This window comes from Sphingomonas sp. CBMAI 2297 (assembly GCF_029870595.1).
Lineage (GTDB): Bacteria > Pseudomonadota > Alphaproteobacteria > Sphingomonadales > Sphingomonadaceae > Sphingomonas.
Map to the genome: position 1 here is coordinate 99,214 of NZ_JAPDIR010000010.1, position 24,941 is coordinate 124,154.

25 protein-coding genes and 1 tRNA gene are annotated in these 24,941 nt (G+C 69.3%); 6 read left to right on the top strand and 20 right to left on the bottom strand.

Translation table 11 applies throughout. From position 1 onward, the window contains the following. From OMP43_RS15080 to OMP43_RS15100, 5 genes are all read right to left on the bottom strand, one after another. A complete protein-coding gene (locus OMP43_RS15080) occupies positions 1-813 on the bottom strand; it encodes a transglutaminase family protein (protein ID WP_280280339.1) in 813 nt (270 codons plus the stop codon). Positions 814-821: 8 nt separating this feature from the next. Continuing rightward, positions 822-1,757, bottom strand: coding sequence for an alpha-E domain-containing protein (locus OMP43_RS15085; RefSeq protein ID WP_280280418.1), 936 nt, complete (start codon positions 1,755-1,757; stop codon positions 822-824). 58 nt (positions 1,758-1,815) lie between these two features. After that, entirely contained in the window at positions 1,816-3,252 is a 1,437-nt protein-coding gene (locus OMP43_RS15090; protein ID WP_280280340.1) for a circularly permuted type 2 ATP-grasp protein, read from the bottom strand. 157 nt (positions 3,253-3,409) lie between these two features. Continuing rightward, on the bottom strand, positions 3,410-4,024 hold the full coding sequence (locus OMP43_RS15095; protein ID WP_280280341.1) for a redoxin domain-containing protein: 615 nt from the start codon (positions 4,022-4,024) through the stop codon (positions 3,410-3,412). A gap of 14 nt (positions 4,025-4,038) precedes the next feature. Next, entirely contained in the window at positions 4,039-6,057 is a 2,019-nt protein-coding gene (locus tag OMP43_RS15100; protein ID WP_280280342.1) for a protein-disulfide reductase DsbD domain-containing protein, read from the bottom strand. 78 nt (positions 6,058-6,135) lie between these two features. Between OMP43_RS15100 and OMP43_RS15105 the strand changes: the two genes are divergently transcribed. After that, positions 6,136-7,791, top strand: coding sequence for an alkaline phosphatase family protein (locus tag OMP43_RS15105; protein ID WP_280280343.1), 1,656 nt, complete (start codon positions 6,136-6,138; stop codon positions 7,789-7,791). Between the two features lie 205 nt (positions 7,792-7,996). Here the strand turns inward: OMP43_RS15105 and OMP43_RS15110 are convergent, their stop codons facing one another. The 4 genes from OMP43_RS15110 to OMP43_RS15125 all read right to left on the bottom strand — a co-directional run bounded on the left by OMP43_RS15110 (position 7,997) and on the right by OMP43_RS15125 (position 11,988). Next, positions 7,997-8,932, bottom strand: a complete 936-nt coding sequence (locus tag OMP43_RS15110; RefSeq protein WP_280280344.1) for a right-handed parallel beta-helix repeat-containing protein — start codon at positions 8,930-8,932, stop codon at positions 7,997-7,999. 65 nt (positions 8,933-8,997) lie between these two features. After that, positions 8,998-9,951, bottom strand: coding sequence for a 3-hydroxyisobutyrate dehydrogenase (gene mmsB, locus OMP43_RS15115; protein WP_280280345.1), 954 nt, complete (start codon positions 9,949-9,951; stop codon positions 8,998-9,000). 47 nt (positions 9,952-9,998) lie between these two features. Then, entirely contained in the window at positions 9,999-10,775 is a 777-nt protein-coding gene (locus OMP43_RS15120) for an enoyl-CoA hydratase (protein ID WP_280280346.1), read from the bottom strand. A 169-nt stretch (positions 10,776-10,944) separates the two neighbouring features. Next, positions 10,945-11,988 (bottom strand): enoyl-CoA hydratase/isomerase family protein, encoded by a 1,044-nt coding sequence (locus OMP43_RS15125; protein ID WP_280280347.1) that lies wholly within the window; start codon positions 11,986-11,988, stop codon positions 10,945-10,947. A gap of 73 nt (positions 11,989-12,061) precedes the next feature. Between OMP43_RS15125 and OMP43_RS15130 the strand changes: the two genes are divergently transcribed. Beyond that, on the top strand, positions 12,062-12,268 hold the full coding sequence (locus OMP43_RS15130) for a cold shock domain-containing protein (protein WP_280280348.1): 207 nt from the start codon (positions 12,062-12,064) through the stop codon (positions 12,266-12,268). An 8-nt stretch (positions 12,269-12,276) separates the two neighbouring features. On the opposite strand, the gene OMP43_RS15135 is transcribed toward OMP43_RS15130, so the two are convergent. Together OMP43_RS15135 and OMP43_RS15140 are read right to left on the bottom strand one after the other, a co-directional pair. Continuing rightward, positions 12,277-13,422 (bottom strand): acyl-CoA dehydrogenase family protein, encoded by a 1,146-nt coding sequence (locus OMP43_RS15135; RefSeq protein WP_280280349.1) that lies wholly within the window; start codon positions 13,420-13,422, stop codon positions 12,277-12,279. Positions 13,423-13,521: 99 nt separating this feature from the next. Next, a complete protein-coding gene (locus OMP43_RS15140) occupies positions 13,522-14,520 on the bottom strand; it encodes a polysaccharide deacetylase family protein (protein ID WP_280280350.1) in 999 nt (332 codons plus the stop codon). An 83-nt stretch (positions 14,521-14,603) separates the two neighbouring features. Here OMP43_RS15140 and OMP43_RS15145 point away from each other — a divergent pair, with 83 nt between their 5' ends. After that, positions 14,604-15,644, top strand: a complete 1,041-nt coding sequence (locus OMP43_RS15145) for a helix-turn-helix domain-containing protein (RefSeq protein ID WP_280280351.1) — start codon at positions 14,604-14,606, stop codon at positions 15,642-15,644. A 93-nt stretch (positions 15,645-15,737) separates the two neighbouring features. Further along, positions 15,738-16,535: a sterol desaturase family protein gene (locus OMP43_RS15150; RefSeq protein ID WP_280280352.1), complete on the top strand. Its 798-nt coding sequence runs from the start codon at positions 15,738-15,740 to the stop codon at positions 16,533-16,535. Between the two features lie 4 nt (positions 16,536-16,539). Here the strand turns inward: OMP43_RS15150 and OMP43_RS15155 are convergent, their stop codons facing one another. From OMP43_RS15155 to OMP43_RS15165, 3 genes are all read right to left on the bottom strand, one after another. After that, positions 16,540-16,998 (bottom strand): hypothetical protein, encoded by a 459-nt coding sequence (locus OMP43_RS15155; RefSeq protein ID WP_280280353.1) that lies wholly within the window; start codon positions 16,996-16,998, stop codon positions 16,540-16,542. A 3-nt stretch (positions 16,999-17,001) separates the two neighbouring features. Then, positions 17,002-18,498 (bottom strand): CoA-acylating methylmalonate-semialdehyde dehydrogenase, encoded by a 1,497-nt coding sequence (locus tag OMP43_RS15160; RefSeq protein ID WP_280280354.1) that lies wholly within the window; start codon positions 18,496-18,498, stop codon positions 17,002-17,004. A 192-nt stretch (positions 18,499-18,690) separates the two neighbouring features. Beyond that, the gene (locus tag OMP43_RS15165; protein ID WP_280280355.1) at positions 18,691-19,311 is read right to left on the bottom strand and encodes an ABC transporter ATP-binding protein; all 621 of its coding nucleotides are present in this window, start codon (positions 19,309-19,311) and stop codon (positions 18,691-18,693) included. Between the two features lie 163 nt (positions 19,312-19,474). Here OMP43_RS15165 and OMP43_RS15170 point away from each other — a divergent pair, with 163 nt between their 5' ends. Further along, positions 19,475-20,776: a methyl-accepting chemotaxis protein gene (locus OMP43_RS15170; RefSeq protein WP_280280356.1), complete on the top strand. Its 1,302-nt coding sequence runs from the start codon at positions 19,475-19,477 to the stop codon at positions 20,774-20,776. 84 nt (positions 20,777-20,860) lie between these two features. Here OMP43_RS15170 and OMP43_RS15175 read toward each other — a convergent pair whose 3' ends face one another. From OMP43_RS15175 to OMP43_RS15190, 4 genes are all read right to left on the bottom strand, one after another. Continuing rightward, complete coding sequence (locus tag OMP43_RS15175) at positions 20,861-21,682, bottom strand: methyltransferase domain-containing protein (RefSeq protein WP_280280357.1); 822 nt, start codon at positions 21,680-21,682, stop codon at positions 20,861-20,863. Between the two features lie 151 nt (positions 21,683-21,833). Continuing rightward, on the bottom strand, positions 21,834-22,196 hold the full coding sequence (locus OMP43_RS15180; RefSeq protein ID WP_280280358.1) for a hypothetical protein: 363 nt from the start codon (positions 22,194-22,196) through the stop codon (positions 21,834-21,836). A gap of 216 nt (positions 22,197-22,412) precedes the next feature. Further along, positions 22,413-22,487, bottom strand: a tRNA-Val gene (locus OMP43_RS15185). A 125-nt stretch (positions 22,488-22,612) separates the two neighbouring features. After that, positions 22,613-22,987 (bottom strand): response regulator, encoded by a 375-nt coding sequence (locus OMP43_RS15190; protein WP_280280359.1) that lies wholly within the window; start codon positions 22,985-22,987, stop codon positions 22,613-22,615. A gap of 75 nt (positions 22,988-23,062) precedes the next feature. Between OMP43_RS15190 and OMP43_RS15195 the strand changes: the two genes are divergently transcribed. Then, on the top strand, positions 23,063-23,947 hold the full coding sequence (locus tag OMP43_RS15195) for an N-formylglutamate amidohydrolase (protein ID WP_280280360.1): 885 nt from the start codon (positions 23,063-23,065) through the stop codon (positions 23,945-23,947). Here the strand turns inward: OMP43_RS15195 and OMP43_RS15200 are convergent. Together OMP43_RS15200 and OMP43_RS15205 are read right to left on the bottom strand one after the other, a co-directional pair. Then, positions 23,921-24,184, bottom strand: coding sequence for a hypothetical protein (locus OMP43_RS15200; protein ID WP_280280361.1), 264 nt, complete (start codon positions 24,182-24,184; stop codon positions 23,921-23,923). The two genes, OMP43_RS15195 and OMP43_RS15200, sit on opposite strands and share 27 nt — an antisense overlap. A 209-nt stretch (positions 24,185-24,393) precedes the next feature. After that, positions 24,394-24,936, bottom strand: a complete 543-nt coding sequence (locus OMP43_RS15205; RefSeq protein WP_280280362.1) for a cytochrome b — start codon at positions 24,934-24,936, stop codon at positions 24,394-24,396. Between the last annotated feature and the right edge of the window lie 5 nt (positions 24,937-24,941).

Consider the following 24,941-nt stretch of genomic DNA (forward strand, 5'->3'; position numbering starts at 1 on the left):
TTACGCCTCGCCCCCCAGCTGATCGACGTGCAGGTCCACGGCCAGCTGCTCCTGCCCCTGTCCGATCCGCATGCCGCCCGTCGCCGCGGCGGCGCTCGCGTCGAGCCCGATCGCGACGCGGACATAGCTTTCGTCGGGACTGAGCCCGGTCGAGGGATCGAAGCCCACCCAGCCCAGGCCCTCGACATGCGCCTCGCACCAGGCATGCGGGGCCGAGCGGGCAGCATCCTCGGCGCGATATCCGGAGACATAGCGCGCCGGCACCGACAGGCTGCGCGCTGCGGCGATGAACATCTGGGCGATGTCGCGCGAGCTGACTTTCCGCCCCGCCTCGAACGCCTTTGACGCCGTGCAGCCGGCATCGGGCAAGTCGGGCACGCAGGGGAAGCGCTGGCGCAGCGCCGCATTGAGCGCGTGGAGCTGCTCCAGCCGGTCGCCGCCGGCACCGATACTCTCCGCGGCGAAGGCGAACAGCGCGTCGCTCGCCCTGGTGCGCGGAGTGGCGCGCAGATAGAAGAGCGGCGGCAGCGGCTCCAGGCTGCCGCGCACGATGCCGCTGGCCTCGCTGGTCAGCACCTCGCCGGTGACGGTGATGTCGAGCGCCTCGATCGGCCCCTCGGCATAGAGCATCGTCACCGAATTGCCGAAGCCGTCGCCCGCGTCGCGCAGGCGCGCGTCGCAATCCACGCCGACCAGCCAGCTCACCACCGTCTGGTCCTGCGTGTCGCAGGGCGTGAGCCGCAGCATCTGGACGATGCGCGCCTGCGGCTCGCTGAACCGATACTGGGTCCGGTGCTCGATCGCGATCCGCATGCCGCCCCCTAGATGAACCTGAACTGCCGGGCGATCGCCCCGTCGAGCATCGCATTCTCGCGGACGAACGCCCCCAGATACTCGTGCAGGCCGGAGACGATCACGTCATGCGTCCTGGTCTTCTGCATCCGGGCCAGGCGGGTGCGGGCCATGCGATCCGCCTCGCCCTGGAGGCCGGTGCGCTTGGCGAGCGCGTTGAGCAGCGCGACCACTTCCTCGACACAGGCCGCGAGGCTGCGCGGCAGCTCGGCACGGCTGATCAGCAGGTCGATCACATTGGCCGGCTGAAGCCCGTCATTGTAGAGCCAGCGATAGGCGTTCACCGCCGAGACGGTCTGGAGGATCGTGTTCCACTGATCACGATCGACCACGCCGCCCACCCGCTCGCCCTCGGGAAGCAGCAGGTGGTATTTGACGTCGACCAGCCGCGCGGTGTTGTCCGCCCGCTCGATCGCGGCGCCGAGCTGGATGAGCAGGGTCGCCTCGTTGCGCATCATCCGGTGGATCGCGCCTTCGAAGCCGCGCGTCTCGCCCTTCACCTGCTCGAGCAGGTTGAGCGTCGCGGTGGCGCCGCCGATGGTCTGGCGGTTCTGGAAGAGCAGCCAGGCGCGGTTGATCGCCGTCCAGGCCTCGCGGGTCAGCGCGGTGCGCACGGCCCGGGCATTGTTGCGCGCCATCTCCAGGCAGCGGACGATCGAGCCGGGATGGCCGTCGTCGAGCGCGAGGAATCGCGCGACATGGGCCTGGGTCGGCTCCTGCCCGGTCGCGGCAAAGGCCTGGTCGGTATAGGTGACGGCGAGCGCGCTCTGCCACGCCGCCTCGCCGGCGGGACGGGCGGAGAGGGCGTCGAGGCGGACGGTCGCCTCGACCAGCCGGGCGATGAAGTCCGCCCGCTCGAGATAGCGGCCAAGCCAGTAGAGCGCGGCGGCGGTGCGGGAGAGCATCAGCATGTGCATGCCTCCCTCGCGATGCAGGCGCGGGAAGGGCCTGGGATCATGCCCCTCATGCCCCGTCGTCCAGCAGTACGAAGCTGTCCTTGGTGCCGCCGCCCTGGCTGGAGTTCACCACCAGCGAGCCCTTGCGCAGCGCCACGCGCGTCAGCCCGCCCGGCGCCACCCGCACGCCGTCGCGGCCGGTCAGCACGAAGGGGCGGAAATCGACATGGCGGGGGGCCAGGCCCCGATCCGCCAGCGTCGGCACGGTGGACAGCGCCAGCGTCGGCTGGGCGATGTAGCGATGCGGCTCGGCGATCAGCGCGGCGCGGAACGCCTCGATCTCGGCCCGGGTCGCGGTGGGGCCGACCAGCATGCCATAGCCGCCCGACCCGTCGACCAGCTTGACGACCAGCTCCGGCAGGTTGGCGAGCACATATTTCAGCGCCTCGGGCTCGCGGCAGCGCCAGGTCTCGACATTGGGCAGCCTCGCTTCGCCGCCCGAATAGAAGCGCACGATCTCGGGCATGTAGCTGTAGATCGCCTTGTCGTCGGCGATGCCGTTGCCCGGCGCGTTGAGGATCGCGACATTGCCCGCGCGATACGCCGCCAGGATGCCGGGCACGCCGAGCATCGAATCCGGACGGAAGACCAGCGGATCGAGGAAATCGTCGTCGATGCGGCGATAGATGACGTCGACCTTCACGCGCCCGGCGATCGTCTGCATCCAGACGATGTCGTCGTCCACCACCAGGTCCGCCGCCTCGACCAGCTCGACGCCCATCGAGTCCGCCAGGAACGAATGCTCGTAATAGGCCGAGTTGAAATGACCGGGCGTGAGCACGACGCAGACCGGCTTGGGATTGGTGCCGGGCGCCACCGATCGCATGGTTTCGAGCAGCATGTCCGGATAGCTGTCCACCGGCGCCACGCGGAAATCGCGGAACAGCTCGGGGCAGAGCCGGATCATCGCCTCGCGATTCTCGAGCATGTACGACACGCCAGAGGGCGTGCGGGCATTGTCCTCCAGCACATAGAACTGGTCCGGGCCGGTGCGCACCAGGTCGATGCCGCAGATATGCGCCCACACGCCGTGCGGCGGGCGGATGCCGTCGACCTCGGCGCGGAACTGCTCGTTGAGATAGATCAGCTCGGGCGGGATCACGCCTTCGCGCAGGATCCGGCGCTCGCCATAGATGTCCTCGAGAAAGGCGTTGATCGCCTCGACCCGCTGGACCAGCCCTTCCGAGAGCCGGGCCCATTCGCCCGCCAGGAACACGCGCGGCACGATGTCGAACGGGATGATCCGCTCCGCCGCGTCGCTGTCGCCATAGACGGCGAAAGTGATGCCCAGCTGGCGGAACGCGGCTTCGGCGGATTGCTGGCGGCGCTGCAGCTCGGCGGCATCGGTATCGGCCAGCCATCTCGAAAGCGCGGCGAACTCGGCGCGCGGACTGTCAGGCCCGCCATGCCCCCAGATTTCGTCGAACGCCCCGCCTGCCGCCATGCGCCTCCCATGTGCCGGTAATGCCGACGGATCGCATGCTGCAACGCTTTGTTGCGTTGCACAAGGGGAAGTATCTCCCTCTCCCCTTCTGGGGAGAGGGGCATGGTGCCCGCACTCTCCTCTCCCCGACCCTCTCCCCGCTCGCGGGGAGAGGGAGCTAGCCGGCGTATTTCACGCTGCAACCATAGGGCCGGGTCTCAGGCACCGATACCGGCTTGCCCGCGCGCATCTCGGCCAGCGCCGCCAGCACATGGTTGCGCGCGCCGGCGATGTCCGCGACGTCCGCCGTCGGCCGGTCGTCGATCGCGCCCTTGTAGGCCAGCCGGCCCTGGCCATCGATGATATACAGGTGCGGCGTCGTCTTGGCGCCATAGCCCTTGCCGACCAGCCCCTTGGGATCGAGCAGATAGGCAGTGGGCCGCGCCTTCTCCGCGGCGACGAACTTCTGCGCCTCCGGCCCGGTCATGTGTCCCTGCAGGCCCGGCGCGCCCGAGTTGATCGTCAACCACACCACGCCCTGCGCGCTCGCCGCCGCCTGGGTCTTCTGCATGTTGCCGCTGCCATAATGCTTCTTCACGAAGGGGCAGCCCGGGTTGTTCCATTCGAGCACCACGGTCCTGCCGCGATAGGCGGAGAGGTCGACCACCTTGCCGTGCATGTCCAGGGCGCGGAAATTGGGGACGGCGGCGGCGATCTCGGGCTCGGCCATCAGCGGCGAGGCCGCGACACCCGCCGCCACGATGGCGGCACCGACCAGCATGCGATGAATCATCTTCGCTCTCCTTCTCAATCCCCGTTTGCGAGGTCGATCAGCATCGCCCGGGTCAGGATCTGGGGCAGGACGCGCGGCTCGGCCTCGCCCGGCTTGTACCATAGATAGAGCGGCACGCCCGCGCGGTTGTGGCGTTCGATGAAGCGGCCGAGCGCGGGATCGCCATCGGTCCAGTCGCCCACCAGCACCGCCACCTTGCGATCGGCCAGCGCCCTGGCGACGGCATCCGTCTCGATCACCGCCTTCTCGTTGACCTTGCAGGTGAGGCACCAGTCGGCAGTGAAATAGGCGAAGACCGGCCTGCCCTGCGCCCGCAGCTCGGCGAGGCGGGCCTCGCTGAACTTCTCGGCGCCCGGCACCGCCCTGGCCTCGGTGGGCGCCGCGCTGACCAGGGCGATCGCGCCAAGGGCAAGGACGAGCAGCGCCGCCGCCGGCAGCCAGGCGAGCGCCCTGCCCCGGCGCTGGCGCAGGCCCGTCCACCACAGGCCCAACACCGCGAGCAGCGCGGCGGCAAGGCCGATCGTCATGCCGGCAACCCCGGCCTGCCGCCCCAGCACCCAGGCAAGCGCGAGCGCGGTGAGGAACATCGGCACCGAAAGGATGCGGCGCAGCGTCTCCATCCAGGCGCCGGGCCTGGGCAGCAGCCGGCGGAAGGCGGGCACGAAGCCGAGCAGCAGGAAGGGCAGCGCGATGCCGAGCCCGAGCCCGGCGAACACCGCCAGCGCCGCCGGCCAGGGCAGCACCAGCGCCGCGCCCAGCGCCGCGCCCATGAACGGGCCGGTGCACGGCGTCGCGACAAAGGCGGCGAGCGCGCCGGTCATGAAGGCGCCGCCGGTTCCCCTGGAAGCCGCGCGATTGACGAAGCCCGGGGCGGAAAGCTCGAACAGCCCGGCCAGGTTGAAGCCGATGCCGGTGACGAGCAGCAGCAGCACCAGGATGACGCGCGGATCCTGCAGCTGGAAGGCCCAGCCCAGCGTCGCGCCGCCCGCCCGCAGCGCCAGCAACGTGCCGCCCAGCGCCAGGCAGACCAGCACCACCCCGGCGGTATAGGCCAGCGCCTCGGCGCGCGGGCTGCCGCCCTCGGCATTGGCCTTGGCCAGGCTCAGCGCCTTGAGGCTGAGGATCGGGAAGACGCAGGGCATGATGTTGAGGATCAGCCCGCCCAGCACCGCGCCGAGAAAGGCGAGCAGCGCGCCGCTCCACGGCAGCTGCGCGGGCGCGGCCTTGGCGGCGGGAACGACGCCGGGCACCGCGCGCACCCAGAAACCCTGCTTGCCGAACGCCAGCAGCCCCTCGATCGGGCCCACCGACTTCACGCCCGCCGTGTCGACCACCACCCGGTCGCCGTCGCGCGTCACTTTCTGGGGAGCGGCATAGTCGAACGCGCCGTGCGTGGCGGGGAAGAAATAGCCTTCGCCCGGTGCGGTCGCGGCGGCCGGGAACGGAATGGCGAGGCGCAGCGCCTTGCCCTGGACCTGATAGACTCCCTGCGCGCCGAGCGGCCTGGGCAATGCCGCGCGCCAGGCGTCGAACTGCGCCCGCATCCCGGGGACCACGCTGCCGTCGCCGATCTGGAGCGTGGTCGCCAGGTCCGCCTTGCCGGGCACGCAGATCGCATCGGTGCAGACCAGATAGTTGAGCTTCAGCTGGATCGGGAAGGCACCGCTCGCATCCGCCGGGACCTTGAGCGTCACCAGCGGCGCGAACGGCCCCTCATAGACATAGTTCATCAGCCCGGCGATCGTCAGCCGCTCGGGGACCGGATAGCGGAGTGCGCCGATGGTCGCGCCCTTGGGCAGCGTCCATTCGGCGCGCGCCGGCAGGCCGGCATCGCCGGGATTGAGCCAATAGGCGTGCCAGCCCTTCTCGGGCACCGAGGCGAGCGCGAGCGTAACTTCGCTGCCGGGCGCGGGCCGATCGCTCTCCGCGACCAGCGTGATCCGCACGTGCTCCTCGCCCGGCGCCTGGGCCATGGCCATGCCGGCAAACATCCAGAACAGCAAAGCCATCAATCCGAAACGAACCGCCGTCATGGAGCGTCCTTGCCGTGGAAGAGCTGTTGGCCCAATAGCAGCCCGGCAGGATTTGCACACGCCGGAGGTGGCCAAAGCATGAAGTCGTTCCGTCCGCTCGCAGCAGCCGCCGCGCTGCTCGCCGCAGCCCCGCTCGCCGCCCAGGAAACCGCCCCGGCGCGGAATGTCCCCTCCGAGGCGCCGCGCGCCGCGCCGTCGCTGGTGGTAGTGATCTCGGTCGACCAGTTCTCGGCCGATCTGTTCGCGGAATATCGCGCCCAGTTCAGCGCCGGCTTCGCCCGGCTGATGTCGGGCGCGGTCTTCCCCTCGGGTTATCAGAGCCATGCCGCGACCGAGACCTGCCCGGGCCATTCGACGATCCTGACCGGCGACCATCCGTCGAAGACCGGGATCATCGCCAATGACTGGATCGACTTCAGCGCGCCGCGCGCCGACAAGACGGTCTATTGCGCCGAGGACGAGAGCGTCCCCGGCAGCACCTCGAACAGCTACACCGTCTCGGACAAGCATCTGAAGGTGTCGACGCTGGGCGAGTGGATGAAGCTCGCCGACCCGCAGAGCCGGGTGGTCTCGGTGGCGGGCAAGGATCGCGCCGCCGTGATGATGGGCGGCCACAAGACCGACGAGATCTGGTGGTGGAACGGCAAGGCGTTCGTCTCCTATGCCGGCCGCGCCGAGCCGGCGATGGTCACGCGGATGAACGCCAATGTGACCAAGCGGATCGCCGAGGCGCAGGAGCCGCTCGAGCTGCCGCCCTTCTGCCAGGCGCGCAGCCGCGCCTTCCAGCTCAACCCCAACCGCAGCGTCGGCGACGGCCGCTTCGCCCGCGCCGCCGGCAACAGCACTGCCTTCCGCGCCTCGCCCGAGTTCGACGAGGCGATCGTGGCCACGGCCGCCGGGCTCGCTGCCGACATGAAGCTCGGCCAGTCGGGCCATACCGACCTGCTGATCGTCGGCGCCTCCGCCACCGACTATGTCGGCCACACGCTGGGCACCGAAGGCAGCGAGATGTGCCTGCAGCTCCTCTCGCTCGACCAGACGCTGGGCAAGCTGTTCGCCGTGCTCGACAAGACCGGTATCGACTATGCCGTGGTGCTGACCGCCGATCATGGCGGCCATGACATGCCCGAGCGCAACCGCGAGCATGCCGCGCCGATGGCGGCGCGCGTAGCCAAGGGGCTCGACGCCAAGACGATGGGCAAGGAGATCGGCGCGGCGCTCGGCATCGCCGGGCCGGTGCTGGTGGGCGGCAATTCGGGCGACGTCTATCTCGCGCCCGACCTGAGCAAGGCCGATCGCGTCCGCGTCCAGGCCGAGGCGATCAAGCGCTGGTCGGCCAATCCGCAGGTGGAGGCGGTGCTCACCCGCGCCCAGATCGCGGCGACGCCGATCGTCCACACTCCGCCCGAGACCTGGACCCTGCTCGAGCGTGCCCGCGCTTCCTATGACCCGCAGCGCTCGGGCGACCTGGTGATCGCGCTCAAGCCGCGCGTCACGCCGATCGCCGGCACCGAGGGCGGCTCGATCGCCACCCATGGCAGCTTCTGGGACTATGACCGCCGCGTGCCGATCCTGTTCTGGCGCAAGGGCATGACCGGCTTCGAGCAGCCGCTGTCGGTGGAGACGGTGGACATCGCCCCGACGCTCGCCGCGCTGATCCATGTGCCGGTGCCGGTGGAGATCGACGGGCGCTGCCTGGATCTCGATGCCGGCGCGGGAGACAGCTGCAAGTAGCAAGCTCCTTCTCCCCTTGCGGGAGAAGATCAACGGGTCGGCCATGCCCCCGGCATGGCCTGAACAGCGCGGGGCGCTGTTCACCCGATGATGGGCCCGCTCGCGCAGCGAGCGGGAAGGATGAGGGGGCCTGAGGCTCACTCCCCCTCACCCTTCCGCCGACTTCGTCGGCTCCCTCCCTCTCCCACAAGGGGAGAGGGAAATATTACCGCCGCCGCTCGAAGATGCGGATGCCCGGGCCCAGGTCGTTCCGGCCGAGCGTGCCGAGCTGGCCGGTGAAGTCCGCGACAAAGGCGGGATTGCCTGGCGCGCCGGGTGCCATGCTGGCCGTATTGCCCTCGATGCGCAGGCCCGTGCTCGGATAGGTGCGCCCCTCCGCCGCCACCACGATCAGGGCCGAGCTGTTCTCCTTGGCACGCCCCTGGACGAAGGTGTTGCCGGCGATCAGGCCGGTGCCGCCCTCGGACAGGTCGATCATATAGTTGGTCTTGCTGCCCCGGCTGTCGTCGAAGCTGTTGCCGGTGATCGTCACCCGGCGGGCGCGCAGCTTGACGTAATGGCCGCCGGTGCCGCGCTCGAAGCGCGAATTGGTGACGGCCACGTCGCCGTCGACCGCAAGATAGATGGAATGGCTGCAATTCTCGGTCTCGCACTGGCCGAGTCCGGCAAAGGTCGTGTGGTCGATGGCGATGCGGCGCACCGTCTCGTGGCCGCCGCCCAATATGCCTTCCTGGCTGTCGAGGAACATCGAATTGGTGACGGTGAGGTCGCCCATCTCGATGCGGATGCCGGCGCCATTGCCGTCGGGCACCGCGAAGCCGCGAAAGACGATGCCGTCCACCGCCGAGCCCCGGCCGCGCAGCACGAAGGCGGCCTTTTCCTCGCAGGTCTGGCTCTCGAAGATCGCGGTGCCGGGCTGGACCGCCTTGAAGGTGATCCTGCCCCCGGTCTGCACGGTGCATTCGCGATAGGTGCCCGGCGCGATCAGGATCGTCGCGGTGCCGTCGCGCACGGCGTTCACCGCATCGTCCAGATGCGCGAAGCCCTGGCCGGTCTCGGCGACGACGAAGGGCGCGCGCTCCTGCTGGGCGGCGGCGGGCGCGGCGATCAGGGCGAGGGCCGAGAGGATGGGCAGGCGCATGATCCCTTCGATACGATCGCAGGCGTTAAAATTCCGCCCCGAGCTCGTCTCGGGGCGGAATCGCGTTAGCGCAGCGTCTTGATGATCCCCGAGAAATCGAGCCCCGCGCCGTCGCCGTCGACGAACGCCTGGTAGAGATGCTCCGCCCGCGTGCCCATCGGCACGTTCGCGCCGACGCTCGCCGCCGCTTCCAGCGCCAGCTTCAGGTCCTTGAGCATCAGCGGCGCCGCGAAGCCGCCCTGATAGTCGCGGTCGGCCGGGCTTTCGGGGCCGACGCCGGGGACCGGGCAATAGCTCGTCATCGACCAGCTCTGCCCGGAGCTGACCGAGGCGATATCGTAGAAGCGCTGCGCGTCCAGCCCCAGCTTCTCGGCCAGGGCAAAGGCCTCGCAGGTGGCGATCATCGTCGCGCCCAGGATCATGTTGTTGCAGATCTTGGCCCCCTGGCCCGCGCCGCTGGCGCCGGCATGGATCACCGCCTTGCCCATGTCCGCCAGGAAAGGCTCCGCCCGGCCGAACGCCTGCTCGGTGCCGCCGACCATGAAGGTGAGCGTGCCGGCATTGGCCGCGGCGATGCCGCCCGAGACCGGCGCATCGACCGCCATCAGCCCATGCTCGACGGCGGCCTGCGCCATGCGGCGGGCCGTGTCGACGTCGATCGTCGAGCAGTCGATCAGGATCGCGCCGGGCGAGGCGTTCTCCAGCAGCGTTTCGGTATAGACCGCCTCCACATGCCGGCCCGCCGGCAGCATGGTGATCACTGCCTCGGCCCCCACGATCGCCTCGGCGGCGGTGGCGGCGGGAAGGCAGCCCGCGGCCTTGGCACGGTCGAGCGCCTCCGGCGAAAGATCGAAGGCGCGGACGTCATGCCCCGCCTTGGCGAGGTTCGCCGCCATGCCGCCGCCCATATGGCCCAGGCCGATAAATGCTACGCGTGCCAATTGGTCTTCCTCTCTTCCTTGATCGTCATCCCGGCGGAAGCCGGAATCTCGTGCGGCGCCCGTCCCGCGCCACGGCATGCGATCCCGGCTTCCGCCGGCATGACGGTTGCATTTTCAGACGACGCCTATTTCCCCGTCCAGTTCCCCGGGCGCTTCTCGACAAAGGCCGCCATGCCTTCCTTCTGGTCGGCGGTGCCGAACAGCGCGTGGAACAGCCGGCGCTCGAACTGCACGCCCTGCGCCAGCGTGGTCTCATAGGCGGCGTTGACCATCTCCTTGTTGGCCAGCACCGCCAGCGGCGCCATCGCGGCGATCGCTTGCGCGGTCTTCACCGCTTCCTCGACCAGTTCGGCGGCCGGCAGGATGCGGCTGGCCAGCCCGGCGCGCTCGGCTTCCTGGGCATCCATCATCCGGCCGGTGAGGCACATCTCCATCGCCTTGGCCTTGCCGACGGCGCGCGTGAGGCGCTGCGAGCCGCCCATGCCGGGCGAGACGGCCAGCTTGATCTCGGGCTGGCCGAACCTGGCGCTGTCCGCCGCCAGGATGAAGTCGCACATCATCGCCAGCTCGCAGCCGCCGCCCAGCGCATAGCCGGAAACGGCAGCGATGATCGGCTTGCGGGTGCGCGTGAACGCGTCCCAGCCGGCGAAGAAGTCATGGCCGTACATGTCGGCAAAGCCCTGGGCCTGCATCTCCTTGATGTCCGCCCCGGCCGCGAAGGCCTTCTCGCTGCCGGTGATCACCGCGCAGCCCTGCGACGGATCGGCGTCGAACGCCTTCATCGCGTCGAGCAGCTCGGACAGGACCTGGCTGTTGAGCGCATTGAGCGCCTGGGGGCGGTTCAGCGTGACCAGCGTGGCGGCGCCGCGCTGCTCGACGAGGATGGTTTCGTAAGCGGTCAAAGCTTCCTCCATGGCGCCCTGGCGGCGCGGAAAGTCTCAAAAGTCCCGACGTCATCGCGCGCGGCTTCCCCGGCGCCCTCAAGGCCACCGGGCGAGCACGCGGACATGAGGAAGGGCGCTGCGGTCATGCCTTGGCCATGCCATGGGACGGTGGCGGTAGGACAGCGTTTCATGCCGGCGTCCATGCCTCGCCCTCGGGCAGCGGCGCGAAGATCGCATCGACCGCCGCGTCGCTGACGCCCTCGAGCGTCGCGGGGCTCCACCGCGGCGCATTGTCCTTGTCCACGATCAGCGCGCGGACGCCCTCGATGAAGTCATGACTTTGGGCAACGCGGCCGCCAATGGCGAATTCCTGCGCCATCTCCCCGGCGAAACCGTCCCTCGACCGGCCCTCGCGGACGAGGCGGAGCGACACCTTCATCGACTGGGGCGATTTGGTGCCGAGCGTCGCGAGCTGGACGGCGCCCCATTCGCCGCCATCCGCCGCGAGCGCGGCAAACACGCCTTCCACCGTATCGGCGGCGAAGAGCCGGTCGATGATGCCTTGGAAGGCGCGTATCTTCGCGTCGGGCGCCGGGATCGACAGTTCGGCGAGAACCGATTCGACCGATGCCGGATCGGCGGCGATGCGCGCCTTGGCCCCGTCGAGCGCGGCGGCGGGCAGATAATGGGTGGCGAGGCCGAGCGCGAGGCATTCGGCGCCGTCGAGCCGGTGGCCGGTCAGCGCGAGATACTCGCCGATCTTCCCCGGCAGGCGCGAGAGATACCAGCCGCCGCCCACGTCCGGGAACAGGCCGATGCCGGTCTCGGGCATGGCGAATCGCGTGTTCTCCGTCGCCACCCGGTAGCGCGCCGGCTGCGAGATGCCGACGCCGCCGCCCATGGTGATGCCGTCCATGAACGCCACGACCGGCTTCGCATAGGTGAACAGCGCATGGTTCAGCCGATATTCGACCCGGAAGAAGTCGCGCGCCTGGCTGCCGTCGCCCGCGCCGCTCGTCGCGATCATGCGGATGTCGCCGCCGGCGCAGAAGCCGCGTCCCTCTGCATGGTCGATCAGAACGATCTCCACCGCCGGGTCGTCTCGCCATACCGTCAGGGCGCCGAGCATCGCCGCGCACATGCCGGTGTTGAGCGCATGGATCGCCTTGGGCCGGTTGAGCCGGATGCGGCCGGCCTTGCCTTCGGTCCGGAGGATGACTTCAGCGTCCATTTTCGTCCTTCACCGGATTGCCCGCCCGCACGCGGGGCCATAGCCTCGCCGCGACACGAGGGAGAGACACGCCATGACCGGAACCGGCACGACGAAGTGGTACAATGTGCACAAGGGCATCGGCTTCATCACGCATGACGGGAGCAAGGAAGACGTGATCGTCCGCCTCGCGACGCTGCGCGCGGCGGGCCTCGCGCAGCTCGCCGAGGGCCAGCGCCTGGAATTCGAGGCCAAGATGGGCTCGCAGGGGCTGGAGGCCGTCATGGTCCGTCCGATCTGACGCGAGGCTCACTGGCGGGTGAGCTCGCGGCCGATGATCATGCGCATCACCTGGTTGGTGCCCTCGAGGATCGAATGGACGCGCAGGTCGCGCCAGAAACGCTCGATCGGATAGTCCATCAGATAGCCATAGCCGCCATGCAGCTGGAGCGCGCGATCGACCACCGAGCTGCCGGTGTCGGTCGCCAAGCGCTTGGCCATGGCCGCGAATTTGGTCTTGTCCGGCGCGCCGGACGTCACCTTGGCGGCGGCGAGATAGAGCAGCGCCCGCGCCGCCTCCAGCTCGGTCGCCATGTCGGCGAGGACGAACTGCGTGTTCTGGAAATCCGCGATCGGCTTGCCGAACTGCTGGCGGTCCCTGGTGTATCGCACCGCTTCGTCCAGGCAGCGCTGGGCGCCGCCGAGCGAGCAGGCGCCGATATTGAGCCGGCCGCCGTCCAGGCCCATCATGGCGAAACGAAAGCCCTCGCCTTCGCCCCCGATACGGTTCGCCACCGGCACGCGGACATTGTCGAAGCTTACCTGGCGGGTGGGCTGCGAATGCCAGCCCAGCTTGCGCTCGTTCGCGCCGAAGGACACGCCGGGCATGTCCTTTTCGATCACCAGGCAGGAAATGCCCTTGGGGCCCTCCTCGCCGGTGCGCACCATCGTGACATAGATTTCGTTCTCGCCGGCGCCCGAGATGAACTGCTTCGAGCCGCTGACGACATAGTGATCGCCATCCAGCACCGCCCGCGTCTTGAGCGCGGCGGCGTCCGAGCCCGAGCTCGGCTCGGTGAGGCAATAGGAGGCGATCCGCTCCATCGTGACCAGCGAGGGCAGATATCTGTCCTTGACCGCCTGGCTGCCGAAGCGGTCGATCATCCAGCTCGCCATGTTGTGGATCGAGATGAAGGCGCTGGTCGAAGGGCAGCCATAGGCCATCGCCTCCATGATCAGCGCCGCCTCGAGCCGGCCCAGGCCGATGCCGCCGCTCTCTTCCGAGACATAGATGGAAGCGAAGCCCAGCTCCGCCGCGGCCCGGATCGTGTCGCGCGGGAAGATGTGCTTCTCGTCCCACTCCGCCGCGTGCGGCGTGATCGCGTCGGCGGTGAATTTCCGGGCCATCTCCTGGATGGCGCGCTGGTCGTCGGTGAGTTCGAACTGGTCAGTCATGAAGGGATCCTCGGGCCGGACGGCGATCCGGAAGGGTGGAAACGACACGGTTCCCCGGCAAAGGCCGGGGAGCAAATAGGGCTGAACAGGAGGCGAGGATCATTTCCCCGCCCCCAGCTTCTCGTGCAGCACCCGCTCGGCGAAGAGCGCATTGGCGACCTTGACGTCGTTGCGCTCGTACCAGCGCGGCTTGGCGAGCTTCTTCTCCCAGGCGAGCTGCTCGATCATCGTGCCCGCCGTCCAGGCGACGTCCGGGCGCTCGCGGTGCATCGGATCGGCATAGGCCTCGTCGGCGCCGATGATCTCCCAGCCGTCCTGGCGCAGCGCGTCGATCAGGTCGCCCAGGAACAGCCCCGCCATGTCGGTCTCGTGCAGCAACAGGACATGCGCCGGGGAGCGGCCGAGCGCGCGGCGGGCCAGCTCGTCGCCGAAATCGGCGGACCGGACATGCGTCTCGACATAGAGGTCGCGCAGCGCGTCCATGTCGACGGCCTTGCCCGCCTTGCGCGCCGCGATGGCCTGGCCCTCCATGTTCCAGTCCGAGCCGTCGATCGTCGCATAGCCGTTCATCATCCCCCGCGCGGCCAGGCCGGCGCGGACGGCGTCGCGCTTCGCCTTGTCCGGCCCGCCCTCGTCCAGATAGGGGAAGCGCAGCCAGGGGCGGTACGCCTTGCCCTGCGTCTTCAGATAGGCCTCGGCCCGGTCGATATCGGCGAGGAAGATGTCGGCCGCCACCTTGGACAGCTTCGGATGGGTGTTGGTGTGGTTGCCCAGCACCCCGCCGACGGCGACATAGGCGGCGATGCGCTTCGGCGCGTCGATCCCGTCGCCGAAATGGACGATCCGGTTGGGGTTGAGGAAGAAGACCGGCTGCGGCACGTGGCGCGAGCGGAAGGTCTCGACCAGGCGCGCGGTGCGCTCGTCGGGCGTAAGGAAGGCGCCGCGGCCGCGCGGCACGTCGTCGAAGCTGAGCGCGATGCGCTTGGCCGCCTGGGGCGGCGTCGACGCGATCACGCTGATCGTGCGCTTGCCCGGCACCACCATCGCCAGCGCGATGCAGGCGATCATCGCCTTGAGTACGAAGCGCAATCCGGTCATCGCCCTTCCCCCCTGGTTCCTGCCGTCTCCGCCAATAGACGCTGGCGGAGGGCGGCGCCATAAGGCTGCGCATGGAGCGGCTGTTGCTTATCGATACGGCGATGCGGCTGATGGGCGTCGGCCAGCTGCTGCTGATGGCGCTGGTGGCGGGCCGCAGCGGCGCGCCCGCGCCGATCCGCCGGGCGACGATCGCGCTGCTGATATGCGTGGCGGCCTATCTCGCGATCGTCTCGCCCGCATTGCAGCTGTGGCGTTCGGCGGCCTGGCCGGTGATCCAGCTCTTCTCGCTCAACGCCCCGCTGGCGCTGTGGGTGTTCGCCCATCTGATCTTCGAGCGGCCCATCGACAGGCGCCTGTTCGCGCTTGCCCTGGGGGTGACGCTGATCGACTGGCTGCTCTTCACCCATGCGCTGTACGTGACGCACCGGATGCCGGTGGCGGCGGGTGCGGTGCAGCACGGCATCGCCTTTCTGCTCGCGGCGCACGCCATCGTCATCGCCATCGCCAATCGCGGCGACGACCTGAGCGAGAAGCGCCGGATGTTCCGGCTGGGCTTCGTGATCGTGGTGGGCGTGCAGACCCTGGGCATCGTGGTGGTGGAGAGCGTGTACGACCTGCTGCGCACCGACATCTGGCTGATGCTGCTCCAGTCGGGCACCGCGCTGATCGCGATCCTGGCGTTCGGCGCCGCGATGCTCTCGGCCAATGCCGAGCTGCTGTTCGACAAGGCCGCGCCGCAGCCCGCCCGCTCCCCGCTGTCGCCGGCCGAGCATGTGCTCAAGCAGAAGCTCGACGCGGCGATGGCCGCCCATGTCCATCGCGAGCCCGGGCTCGGCATCGGCGTGCTCGCCGGCAAGCTGGGCGTGCCCGAGCACCGGCTGCGCGCGCTGATCAACCAGCGGCTGGGCTATCGCAACTTCTCGGACTTCCTCAATTCGCACCGCATCGCAGATGCCAGGGCCTGGCTGAGCGACCCGGCCCGGGTGGACCTGCCGGTGCTCACCCTGGCGATGGACCTTGGCTATGGCAGCCTCGCCCCGTTCAACCGCGCCTTTCGCGACGCCACCGGCACCAGCCCCAGCGAATATCGGCGCGCGGCGATCCTCGATCCCGAAAAAGGCTGATCGATTCCGGAAATGCGCGGCATTTTCCGGGCGCGGCGGGACCGGCGCGGCATCGCGGCCTAGCAGATCGGCATCCGCTTTCGAGGATGCGACATGCAACATTGGATCGTACCGCTCGCCGCCCACGGCGCACACAGCTTCGCCGTCGAACTGGCCCGCTATCTCGCCGCCGCCGGCGGGATGACCGCCATCCTGTGGGCCGGCGCGCGCTGGACCGCGGCCCGGCGGATCCAGAAGCGCCCGCCCGCCCGGGGCGACCGGGCCCGCGAGTTCCGCCATTCGATGCTCTCGGTCGGCATCTTCGCGCTGTGGAGCATCGCCACGCTGGCGATGAACCAGGCGGGGATCATCCATCTCGCCTTCGCCACCCCGCCCTGGTGGCAGGCAGCGCTGGAGTTCGTGGCGATCGTGATCGCGCACGATGCCTATTTCTACTGGATGCATCGCGGGCTGCACACCCGGGCGATGTTCCGCCGCGCCCACCTGACCCATCACAAGTCGCGCACGCCGACGCCCTGGGCCGCCTATAGCTTCGCGCCGATCGAAGGCGTGCTGGAGGGCATGTTCCTGCCGCTCTTCCTGCTGTTCGTGCCGATGCACGCGATCGTGCTGCTCGCCTTCCTGCTCCACCAGATCGGCCGCAACGTGCTCGGCCATTCGGGGCACGAGCTGATGCCGCCGGGATTCACGCGCTTCCCGCTCACCGCCTGGCTGACCACGGCGACGCATCATGACCTGCACCATAGCGGCGGCGGGCATAATTTCGGGCTCTACTTCACCTGGTGGGATCGCTGGATGGGCACCGAGCATCCGCGCTACCACCAAGCCTTCGCGGCGGCGGCGGTGCCGTGGTTCGGGAAAGGGAAGCGCGAAGCCACGGCCGAGACCTGACCGATCATCCCCAGACAAAGACCGTCCTCAGCTTGCACCCTTCCGGCGCGGCGCCGGCCTCGTCGAACAGCGATACCCGCTCGATCGCGGCCATCTGCGCGGGCGTGAACGGGCGGGGCGAGCGGAAATAGGCGACGCCATGGCTGCCGTTCCAGATCGCCACGACATGGCGGCCACCCTCGCGCCACGCCTCGAACAGGGTCTGCCCCGCGGCCGTGGGCTGCTTGCGCGCCTCGCCCGGGGGCGGGCTGCCCCATTGGATACCCATGACGTCCAGGCTACCGAACGCACCCTTCCAGCGGAACCGGCCGCTATGGATGCCGCCCTGGCCCAGCTTGATCCGCTCGCCCGCGCGCAGATCGATGACCGGGCCGTAACCGCAGAAGCGGCCCGGCCCGTCCACGACCCCCTGCTGGCCGCCACCGGCCAGCGCAAGGAGCAGGCCCGCCCCGAGCGCGAGCATGGATCAGCCCATCGTCGGAATGATGAAGGCGCTGTCACCGCTCGCGCCGCCATCGGGCCAGCGCTGGGTGATGGTCTTCACCTTGGTCCAGAACTTCACGCCTTCCATGCCGTGCTGGTTGGTGTCGCCGAACGCCGAGCGCTTCCAGCCGCCAAAGGTGTGATAGGCGACCGGCACCGGGATCGGCACGTTGATGCCGACCATGCCGACATTGACGCGCGCCGCGAATTCGCGCGCCGCATGGCCGTTGCGCGTGAAGATGGCGACGCCGTTGCCATATTGATGGTCGCTCGGCAGCCGCAGCGCGGTCTCGAAATCGGGCGCGCGGACGATCTGGAGGACCGGTCCGAAAATCTCTTCCTTATACGCCTGCATGTCCGGCGTGACGCGATCGAACAGGCTCGGCCCGATGAAGAAGCCCTGCTCATGGCCCTGGAGCTGAAAGCCGCGCCCGTCGACCACCAGCTCGGCGCCTTCGTCCACGCCGGTCTGGATCCAGTTCTCGACGCGCTGCTTGTGGGCGGCGTTCACCACCGGGCCGTAATGCGCCTCGGCATCCGTCGAAACGCCGACCCGCAGCGCCGCGATCGCCGGGATCAGCTTCTCGCGCAGGGCATCGGCGGTCTTGTCGCCCACCGGCACCACCACCGGCAGCGCCATGCAGCGCTCGCCAGCCGAGCCGAAGGCGGCGCCGGACAGGTCCGCCACCACCTGGTCGAGATCGGCGTCCGGCATGACGATGCCGTGATTCTTGGCGCCGCCCATCGCCTGGACGCGCTTCCCGGCCTCGACGCCGCGGCGATAGACATAATGCGCGATGTCCGACGAGCCGACGAAGCTGACTGCCGCGATCGCCGGATGATCGAGAATCGCGTCGACCATCTCCTTGTCGCCGTGCACGACCTGGAGGATGCCCTCCGGCGCGCCGGCCTCGCGCATCAGCTCGGCGAGGCGCACCGGCACGCTGGGATCGCGCTCGCTGGGCTTGAGGATGAAGGCATTGCCGCAGGCGATGGCGACGCCGAACATCCACATCGGGATCATCGCCGGGAAGTTGAACGGCGTGATGCCCGCGCCGATGCCGAGCGGCTGGCGCATGCTGTACACGTCGATGCCGGGGCCGGCGCCCTGGGTATATTCGCCCTTCAGCACGTGCGGGATGCCGCAGGCGAATTCGATCACTTCCAGGCCGCGCTGGATGTCGCCCTTGGCGTCGGCGACCACCTTGCCATGCTCGGAGCTGAGCAGGTGCGCCAGCTCGTCCATGTTCTTCTCGACCAGCGCCTTGAACGCGAACATCACGCGGGCGCGGCGCTGCGGGTTGGTCGCGGCCCAGCCGGGCTGGGCGGCGAGCGCGGCGGCGACGGCCTTGTCGAGATCGGCCTGGGTGCCGAGCTGCACCCGGGCCTGCACCTGGCCGGTGTTCGGATTGAAGACGTCTCCGGTGCGGGCGCCGGCACCTCCGTCATGGCCGACGATAACATGGTCGATGTTACGCATTTCGCTCTCCTGCGGACTCTGCCGGCCCGACTCAGTGTGTAATTTAATTACGCAGTGGCACATCGACTCCCCTCCCTGCAAGGGAGGGGCCGGGGGTGGATCGATGGACGCGATACGGCGCCGCATCCCTGCGACCATGGTATCGCCGCAACGCCACCCACCCTCGCCCCCTCCCTTGCAGGGAAGCGAGGACTATTCTGCGCAGCCGATCGGCACGGGGAGCAACCGGCCCCGCGCATCGCCGATTACCATCACCTCCACGCCGAACGCCGCGCGCAGCGGCTGATGGGCGAGCGCGTCGCCGGGCGCGCCAAAGGCGATCATGCGGCCACCGCCGAGCAGCAGCACCGCATCGGCCAGGCGGCCGGCGAGAACGGGATCGGCGAGCGTGACGACGATGCCCATTCCCTGGTCCGCGGCCGCGCGCAGCTGTTCGATCCGGGCGAATTGCGCGGCCGGATCGAGCGCGCTCAGCGGATCCCCGGCCAGCAGCCAGGCCGGACGCGCGGCCAGCGCGGCGGCGAGATCGGCGGGAGCCCGGCCGAACCGGCGGCGCCGATCATGATGCTCGACCAGCGCGATCGCCCTGGCGCGCTCGGCCCGGCCCAGCCGGCCGATCAGCCGCCCGCCCAGCCGGACATGGCCGGCATCGGCATCGGCGCGGCCGGCGAGCGCGCGCAGCAGCACGGCCTTGCCCGCGCCGGCCGCGCCGAGAATCGCCGTTACCTTGCCCGGCGCGAGCACCGCATCCACGCCGTCGAGCAGGCGGCGCTCGCCATGGCTCAGGGCCAGATTCTCGATGCTGAGCTTCATGTCCCGCCCTAGGCACCGCCATATGACAACAGGGTTACAGCCGGCGGCGCGATTTTCGCGAGGAATCGCCCGCAACCCGCGAAAAAATGTGCTTTGTCTCGGTACTGTAACGCTGGGCTAAGCGCGCATTTACCAACCGCCCCCTATCCGGCGGGGGATGTCCTTGGCCGATCCCTCGCCCGCCCCAGGCGGCACCTGGCTTACCGAGCGCGAGCTCAATCCGCCGTTGCTGACGCTCACCGACACGATGTGGCGCGCGGCCGAGCTGTTCGGCGGTGATCCCGAGCTGCGGCTGGTGGCGATCGTCGACGCGCATGCGCGTCCGCTGGGCGCGATCTTCGAGAAGGACGTGCGGCGGCTGCTGCTCAATCCCTTCGGCCATGCGCTGATGCGCAACCCCTCTTACGGCGCGGCGGTGTCGCGCTATGTCCGCGCCTGCCCCGTTGCCGAGATGACCGACGATCTCGGCCGGCTGATGGAACGCTATCGCGCCTCGGGCGGATCGGAGGGGATGATCCTGACCCGGGCCGGCCGGGTGCTGGCGACGATGAACAACCGCCGGCTCGTCCATCTCGCGGCCGAACGCGAAGTGGCGACGGCGCGCGCCCAGGTGGAACGCGCGGCGCGGATCGAAGCGGCGAGCAAGCGCTTCGAGGCGCAGGTGGAAGCGCTATCGCGCGACATGGGCCTGCTCTCGACCGCGCTCGAGGACGGCGCGGTGCTGACGGCGGACCGGGCGAGCGGCGTGGGCGACCGCGCGCTGGCGGTGGCGACCGCCGCCTCGCAGACGAGCGACAACATGGCGGAGATCGCCGCGCGCGGGCGCGACCTGGCCGGCGCGCTCGCCGGCATCGCCCACAACACCAGCGATGCGCGCCAGGCGGCGGCGGCGGTCTCGCAGCTGGTCGAGAGCGGGAGCGCGCGGACGCGCGACCTGCTCCATTCGGCGCAGTCGATCGATTCGGTGATCGGGCTGATCAGCGACATCGCCCGGCAGGTGAACCTGCTCGCGCTCAACGCGACGATCGAGGCGGCGCGCGCCGGCGAGGCGGGGCGCGGCTTCACCGTGGTGGCGAACGAAGTGAAGCAGCTCTCCACCCAGACCGGCATCGCCGCCGACCGGATCACCGCGCATGTCCGCGAGATCCGCGGCGGGATCGACGAGGTCGCGGCGGGGCACAACCGGGTCGAGCAGGCGATCGGCGCGATGGCCGCGCTGGCCGACGCCGTGGAAAGCGCGGTCGCCCGGCAGGAGGAAGCGACGCGGACGATCGCGCGCAACGTCGACGAGGCGGTGCATGCGAGCACCGGCATCCAGCGCGACGTCGAGGCGATCGGCGGCACCTCGCGCGACGCCTCGGACCAGGCGCGGGCGATGCGCGACGTGGCGGGCCGGCTCCATGTCGGCGCCGATGCCCTGTCGGACCAGGTCCATGCCTTTCTGGCGGAACTGCGCGTCGCCTAGGGCGAGAACCCAGGCACGTATCTGATTTCCCACCGTCATCCCCGCAAAGGCGGGGACGACGAGAAAGGGATATCAGTCCCCGCCCTAACCGGCGGCGGTGACGATCTCCACCCGGACCGGCATGCGGACGCCGCCATTCTCCCAATGGCCGGCACAGGCCTCCGCCAGGCGGGCGCGGGCCGCCTCGCGCCGGGCGGGCGGCGCGCCGAGCAGCGGCGCCGCCATCGACGAAGAGGCGAGCAGGAAATCGGCCGCCGCCTCGGGCGTCGCGCCGGGCACGGGCAGCGCGCCGTGCCAGCCGCGGCTGGCGGCGTCCCGGAAACCGGCGGCATCCAGCAGCGCGATCAGCTTCCCGGGATCGCCGTAGCGGACCGGGCTGGGCGCATCGGGATCGGCAGGGGGCAGCTCGATCACCGAGGCGACCGCCGCGCGGATCTCCGCCATGAAGCCGACTTCGGCCGCCGGGCCCCAGACCGCGAAGGCCAGCCGCCCGCCCGGCGCCAGCCAGTGGCGCAGATTGGCGAAAGCGGCCGCCGGATCGTCGAAGAACATCACGCCGAAGCGCGAGGCGAGCCGATCGAACCGCCGCTCGGGCCGATGAGTCGCGACATCGGCCTCGACGAAGCGGGCCACCGCGCCCGCCCGCGCCGTGGCGGCGGCGACCAGATCGGGCGAGATGTCGAAGCCGGTGATGTCGCTGCCGGCGGGCGCCGCCGCGGCGATGGCGCGCGCCGTGCCGCCGCCCCCGCAGGCGATCTCGGCGATTCGGCAGGGCGCATCCAGCGCCAGCGCCGCGACGAACGGCGCGTCGATCGGCGCGAGCATCGCCTCCATCCCGTCGAGCCCGTCACGCCACTGGGCGCCGCGCCCGCCCGCCCAATCATATTCCGAAGCTTTTTCCCGCATGCGGGCCAGGATGCGCCAAAGCGCGGCGCGGCGCCAGCGCAGACATCGGAAAAGCCGCCAAGTCACTGACCTGGCGGCTTTTCACAGCATGGGCGAGGACCGCACGGCGCCGAAGCGGATGCCAGGCGCATTCACGCCATACAGTCCATCTCTACCCCTCGATCCGCTGCCGTGCCTGTCGCACCTCATCGATCGTGCGCTCCGAAACGGGAATGCCGAAATCCGCGAAGGTCATCCCACCCGCCCAGCGAAGCTCACCGCGCTCGAATTCCTCGGAAAAATACAGGGCATTGCTAATGTCATACAATGCCAGGACGAGCGCCTGGAGCGAGTCCGCCCCGATTGCGCGCTTCACTTTGCCCGATCCAATTCCGATGATCCTATAGGGACACCAGAACTCCTCCCCTGTCGCATCGATCGAGAAGGGTGCACCGATCACCACCTCGACTTTCGCGGAAGGGCCGAGGTCGATCTCGCGCGTGGCGATGACATTTCCGATCGATAGCGCGTTCATCATGCGATCTCCGTTATCTATTCGAACCTGGGAACTGCCATAATGAGCACCGCTGATCACCGGAACGGCTTGCACGCGATCGGGACCTCCCGATCTGCCACGCGGCGCCGGGCCGAGCCCGCCCGAGCATCCGGAGCCACTGATGCCGTGATCGCACGCCATCGCTGAAAGGCATCAAAAAAGCCGCCAGATCGATGACCTGGCGGCTTTTCTATATGGTGGGCGCGGCAAGGATTGAACTTGCGACCCCTGCGATGTCAACACAGTGCTCTACCACTGAGCTACGCGCCCATTGGCCTGTCGGCCGAAACGGGAAGCGGGCCTTTAGCGGGCAACACAAACCCGCGCAAGCATGGTTTTCAGTTTTTGCGGCGCCGGTCCGTTCGCCCGATCCGCCGCCGCCGGAATCGGAGGCCTCAATTGAACCCGGCGTTCTCCGCCTCGAACAGCCGGTCCACCTCGAGCACCAGGTCGCGCAGGTGGAAGGGCTTGGAGAGCACGCGCGCCTGGGGCACCTGCTTGCCCGCCTTGAGCGTCACCGCCGCGAAGCCGGTGATGAACATCACCCGCATGTCCGGCGCAATCTCGCTCGCCTTCTGGGCCAGCTCGATGCCGTCCATCTCCGGCATCACGATATCGGTGAGCAGCAGGTCGAACCGCTCGCCCTCCAGCAGCGGTATCGCCGCGGTGCCGCGATCGACCGCGCTGACCGCATAGCCCGAACGCTCGAGCGCCCGGGTCAGGTATTCCCGCATCACGCGGTCATCCTCGGCCAGCAGAATCCGGATCATGTTCCCCCACTCGAAATCGACAAGACCTCATCCTATACCCGAAGCCCTTAAGATTTTCCGCCCCTATACCATTCCATGCCATTGCGGCAGCGCGATGGCGCGCATAGTCATGACGTCGTGACCGGAGAATCCTTCGTCCGCCATGGCCCCGCCGAGCCGCGGAGCCCGGTGATCCTGTCCGTGCCGCATGCCGGGCGCGACTATCCCGACGCGCTGCGCGCTGCGCTGCGCGTGCCGCTGGCGGCGCTGCGGGGGCTCGAGGACCGCCATGCCGACGCGATCGCCCTTGCCGCCCGGCGCGACGAGACACTGTTCGTCGCCACCCGCCCGCGCGCCTGGATCGACCTCAACCGCGCCGAGCACGAGCGCGACCCGCGGCTCGACGACGGCGCCTGGCCGCACGGCGCGCCGCTCTCGGCCAAGCTCCGCTCCGGACTGGGGCTGGTGCCGCGCCGGGTGGGAAGCGCGGGCGACATCTGGCAGCGCCGGCTGAGCGCCGACGAGGTGCAGCAGCGCATCCATGCCGACCACCGGCCCTGGCACGCCGCCATCGCCGCCGCCCTGGCATCGGCGCGGGCGCGATTCGGCGTGGCGGTGCTGCTCGACGTCCATTCGATGCCGCCGCTCGGCAATCCGGCGACGGCGGCGCGGCTGGTGCCGGGGGACCGGTTCGGCAAGTCGGCGGCAGGGCGTTTCCTGGGGCGAATCGAAGGCGTGGCGCGCGCCCATGGCATCCGCACCATGGCCAACACGCCCTATTCGGGCGGCCACATATTGGAGCGCCATGGCGACCCGCGCCGCGGCGTGCACGCGATCCAGCTCGAGTTCGACCGATCGCTCTATCTCGATTCGGCGCTCGACCAGCCGGGCCCGGGACTGGCGACGGCGGTGCGGCTGCTGCGCGACCTGATCGACGCGGTGGCGGACGAAGCGCTACCGGGGGCGATCGCGGCGGAATAGCGCCGGCCAGGGAACCTTGTACCCGGCCATCCAGAAAAACAGGCCGGCCATCAGGAAATGCACCATCACCAGCAGCCAATAGAGTCTCGGCTCATACTCCCGGTAAATTGCCGCATCGGGATCGGGGTTGCGAAACACCAGGACACGACGCCGGACAACCGCGACCACACCTCGCCCAAGCACGAGACACCCCAGCAGCGACGGCCAGAGCCAGAACCATTTCGAGAACCAGTCCATGCCCGATTCCTATCAGGGATCGGCGGCAAGGCGGCACATAAAAAACCACCTCGTGGTTACCCACGAGGTGGCCAAGGTTCAGGGAGGAGACACGCCCGAGGGCGTGCCGTACGGCCTCGCGAAAGGGGGGACACGACGCCGTACAAATCAAATATAAGTGAGGGGTCGGATAGTTCAAGGGGTCGCGAGAAACCGTTTTCAACGCGCGATCAGCCGAGCCGGTGCGCCCCTGGAAGCATGCGCGCCAGCACCCGGTCGCGCAGGATGAAATGGTGGCGCAGCGCCGCGGCGATGTGAACCACCACCAGCGCCGCCATCAGATAGCCGAGCAGCTCGTGCGCCTCGTGCGCGGTATGGGCGATGCCCGGCGTGGCGGGCAGTACCGGGATCTCGAACAGCCCGAACCAGTTGATCGGACGCGGACGCTCGGGATTGGAGGAGAGCAGCCAGCCGCTGACCGGCAGGACCAGCAGCAGCGCATAGAGGATGAAGTGGACCGTATGCGCGGTCGCCTTCTCCCAGGCCGGCAGCAATTCCGGCAGGTGCGGCGGCTTGTGGGTGAGTCGCCAGCCGATCCGGCCCAGCGTGAGCACCAGCGCGGCGATGCCGACCGACTTGTGGATCGGGATCACGCCCCACGCCCGCGGCATCGCGTCGTGGAACAGGCCGACGATCAGGTTGAACAGGACGAGCGCGGCGATCGACCAGTGGAAGGCGATCGCCCCCCGGCTGTATCGATCGCCGCGCCCCATCACGA

Excerpts from the sequence above, each read along its gene's own strand:
- OMP43_RS15150 (WP_280280352.1), top strand. The coding sequence starts at position 15,738 with ATGCAACATTGGATCGTACCGCTCGCCGCCCACGGCGCACACAGCTTC.
- OMP43_RS15100 (WP_280280342.1), bottom strand. The coding sequence starts at position 6,057 with ATGACGGCGGTTCGTTTCGGATTGATGGCTTTGCTGTTCTGGATGTTT.
- OMP43_RS15140 (WP_280280350.1), bottom strand. The coding sequence starts at position 14,520 with ATGACCGGATTGCGCTTCGTACTCAAGGCGATGATCGCCTGCATCGCG.
- OMP43_RS15095 (WP_280280341.1), bottom strand. The coding sequence starts at position 4,024 with ATGATTCATCGCATGCTGGTCGGTGCCGCCATCGTGGCGGCGGGTGTC.
- OMP43_RS15105 (WP_280280343.1), top strand. The coding sequence starts at position 6,136 with ATGAAGTCGTTCCGTCCGCTCGCAGCAGCCGCCGCGCTGCTCGCCGCA.
- OMP43_RS15205 (WP_280280362.1), bottom strand. The coding sequence starts at position 24,936 with ATGGGGCGCGGCGATCGATACAGCCGGGGGGCGATCGCCTTCCACTGG.
- OMP43_RS15175 (WP_280280357.1), bottom strand. The coding sequence starts at position 21,682 with ATGCGGGAAAAAGCTTCGGAATATGATTGGGCGGGCGGGCGCGGCGCC.
- OMP43_RS15085 (WP_280280418.1), bottom strand. The coding sequence starts at position 1,757 with ATGCTCTCCCGCACCGCCGCCGCGCTCTACTGGCTTGGCCGCTATCTC.
- OMP43_RS15195 (WP_280280360.1), top strand. The coding sequence starts at position 23,063 with ATGCCATTGCGGCAGCGCGATGGCGCGCATAGTCATGACGTCGTGACC.
- OMP43_RS15180 (WP_280280358.1), bottom strand. The coding sequence starts at position 22,196 with ATGAACGCGCTATCGATCGGAAATGTCATCGCCACGCGCGAGATCGAC.
- OMP43_RS15130 (WP_280280348.1), top strand. The coding sequence starts at position 12,062 with ATGACCGGAACCGGCACGACGAAGTGGTACAATGTGCACAAGGGCATC.
- OMP43_RS15190 (WP_280280359.1), bottom strand. The coding sequence starts at position 22,987 with ATGATCCGGATTCTGCTGGCCGAGGATGACCGCGTGATGCGGGAATAC.
- OMP43_RS15110 (WP_280280344.1), bottom strand. The coding sequence starts at position 8,932 with ATGCGCCTGCCCATCCTCTCGGCCCTCGCCCTGATCGCCGCGCCCGCC.
- OMP43_RS15125 (WP_280280347.1), bottom strand. The coding sequence starts at position 11,988 with ATGGACGCTGAAGTCATCCTCCGGACCGAAGGCAAGGCCGGCCGCATC.
- OMP43_RS15160 (WP_280280354.1), bottom strand. The coding sequence starts at position 18,498 with ATGCGTAACATCGACCATGTTATCGTCGGCCATGACGGAGGTGCCGGC.
- OMP43_RS15135 (WP_280280349.1), bottom strand. The coding sequence starts at position 13,422 with ATGACTGACCAGTTCGAACTCACCGACGACCAGCGCGCCATCCAGGAG.
- OMP43_RS15090 (WP_280280340.1), bottom strand. The coding sequence starts at position 3,252 with ATGGCGGCAGGCGGGGCGTTCGACGAAATCTGGGGGCATGGCGGGCCT.
- OMP43_RS15080 (WP_280280339.1), bottom strand. The coding sequence starts at position 813 with ATGCGGATCGCGATCGAGCACCGGACCCAGTATCGGTTCAGCGAGCCG.
- OMP43_RS15155 (WP_280280353.1), bottom strand. The coding sequence starts at position 16,998 with ATGCTCGCGCTCGGGGCGGGCCTGCTCCTTGCGCTGGCCGGTGGCGGC.
- mmsB (WP_280280345.1), bottom strand. The coding sequence starts at position 9,951 with ATGCCGTGGCGCGGGACGGGCGCCGCACGAGATTCCGGCTTCCGCCGG.
- OMP43_RS15165 (WP_280280355.1), bottom strand. The coding sequence starts at position 19,311 with ATGAAGCTCAGCATCGAGAATCTGGCCCTGAGCCATGGCGAGCGCCGC.
- OMP43_RS15200 (WP_280280361.1), bottom strand. The coding sequence starts at position 24,184 with ATGGACTGGTTCTCGAAATGGTTCTGGCTCTGGCCGTCGCTGCTGGGG.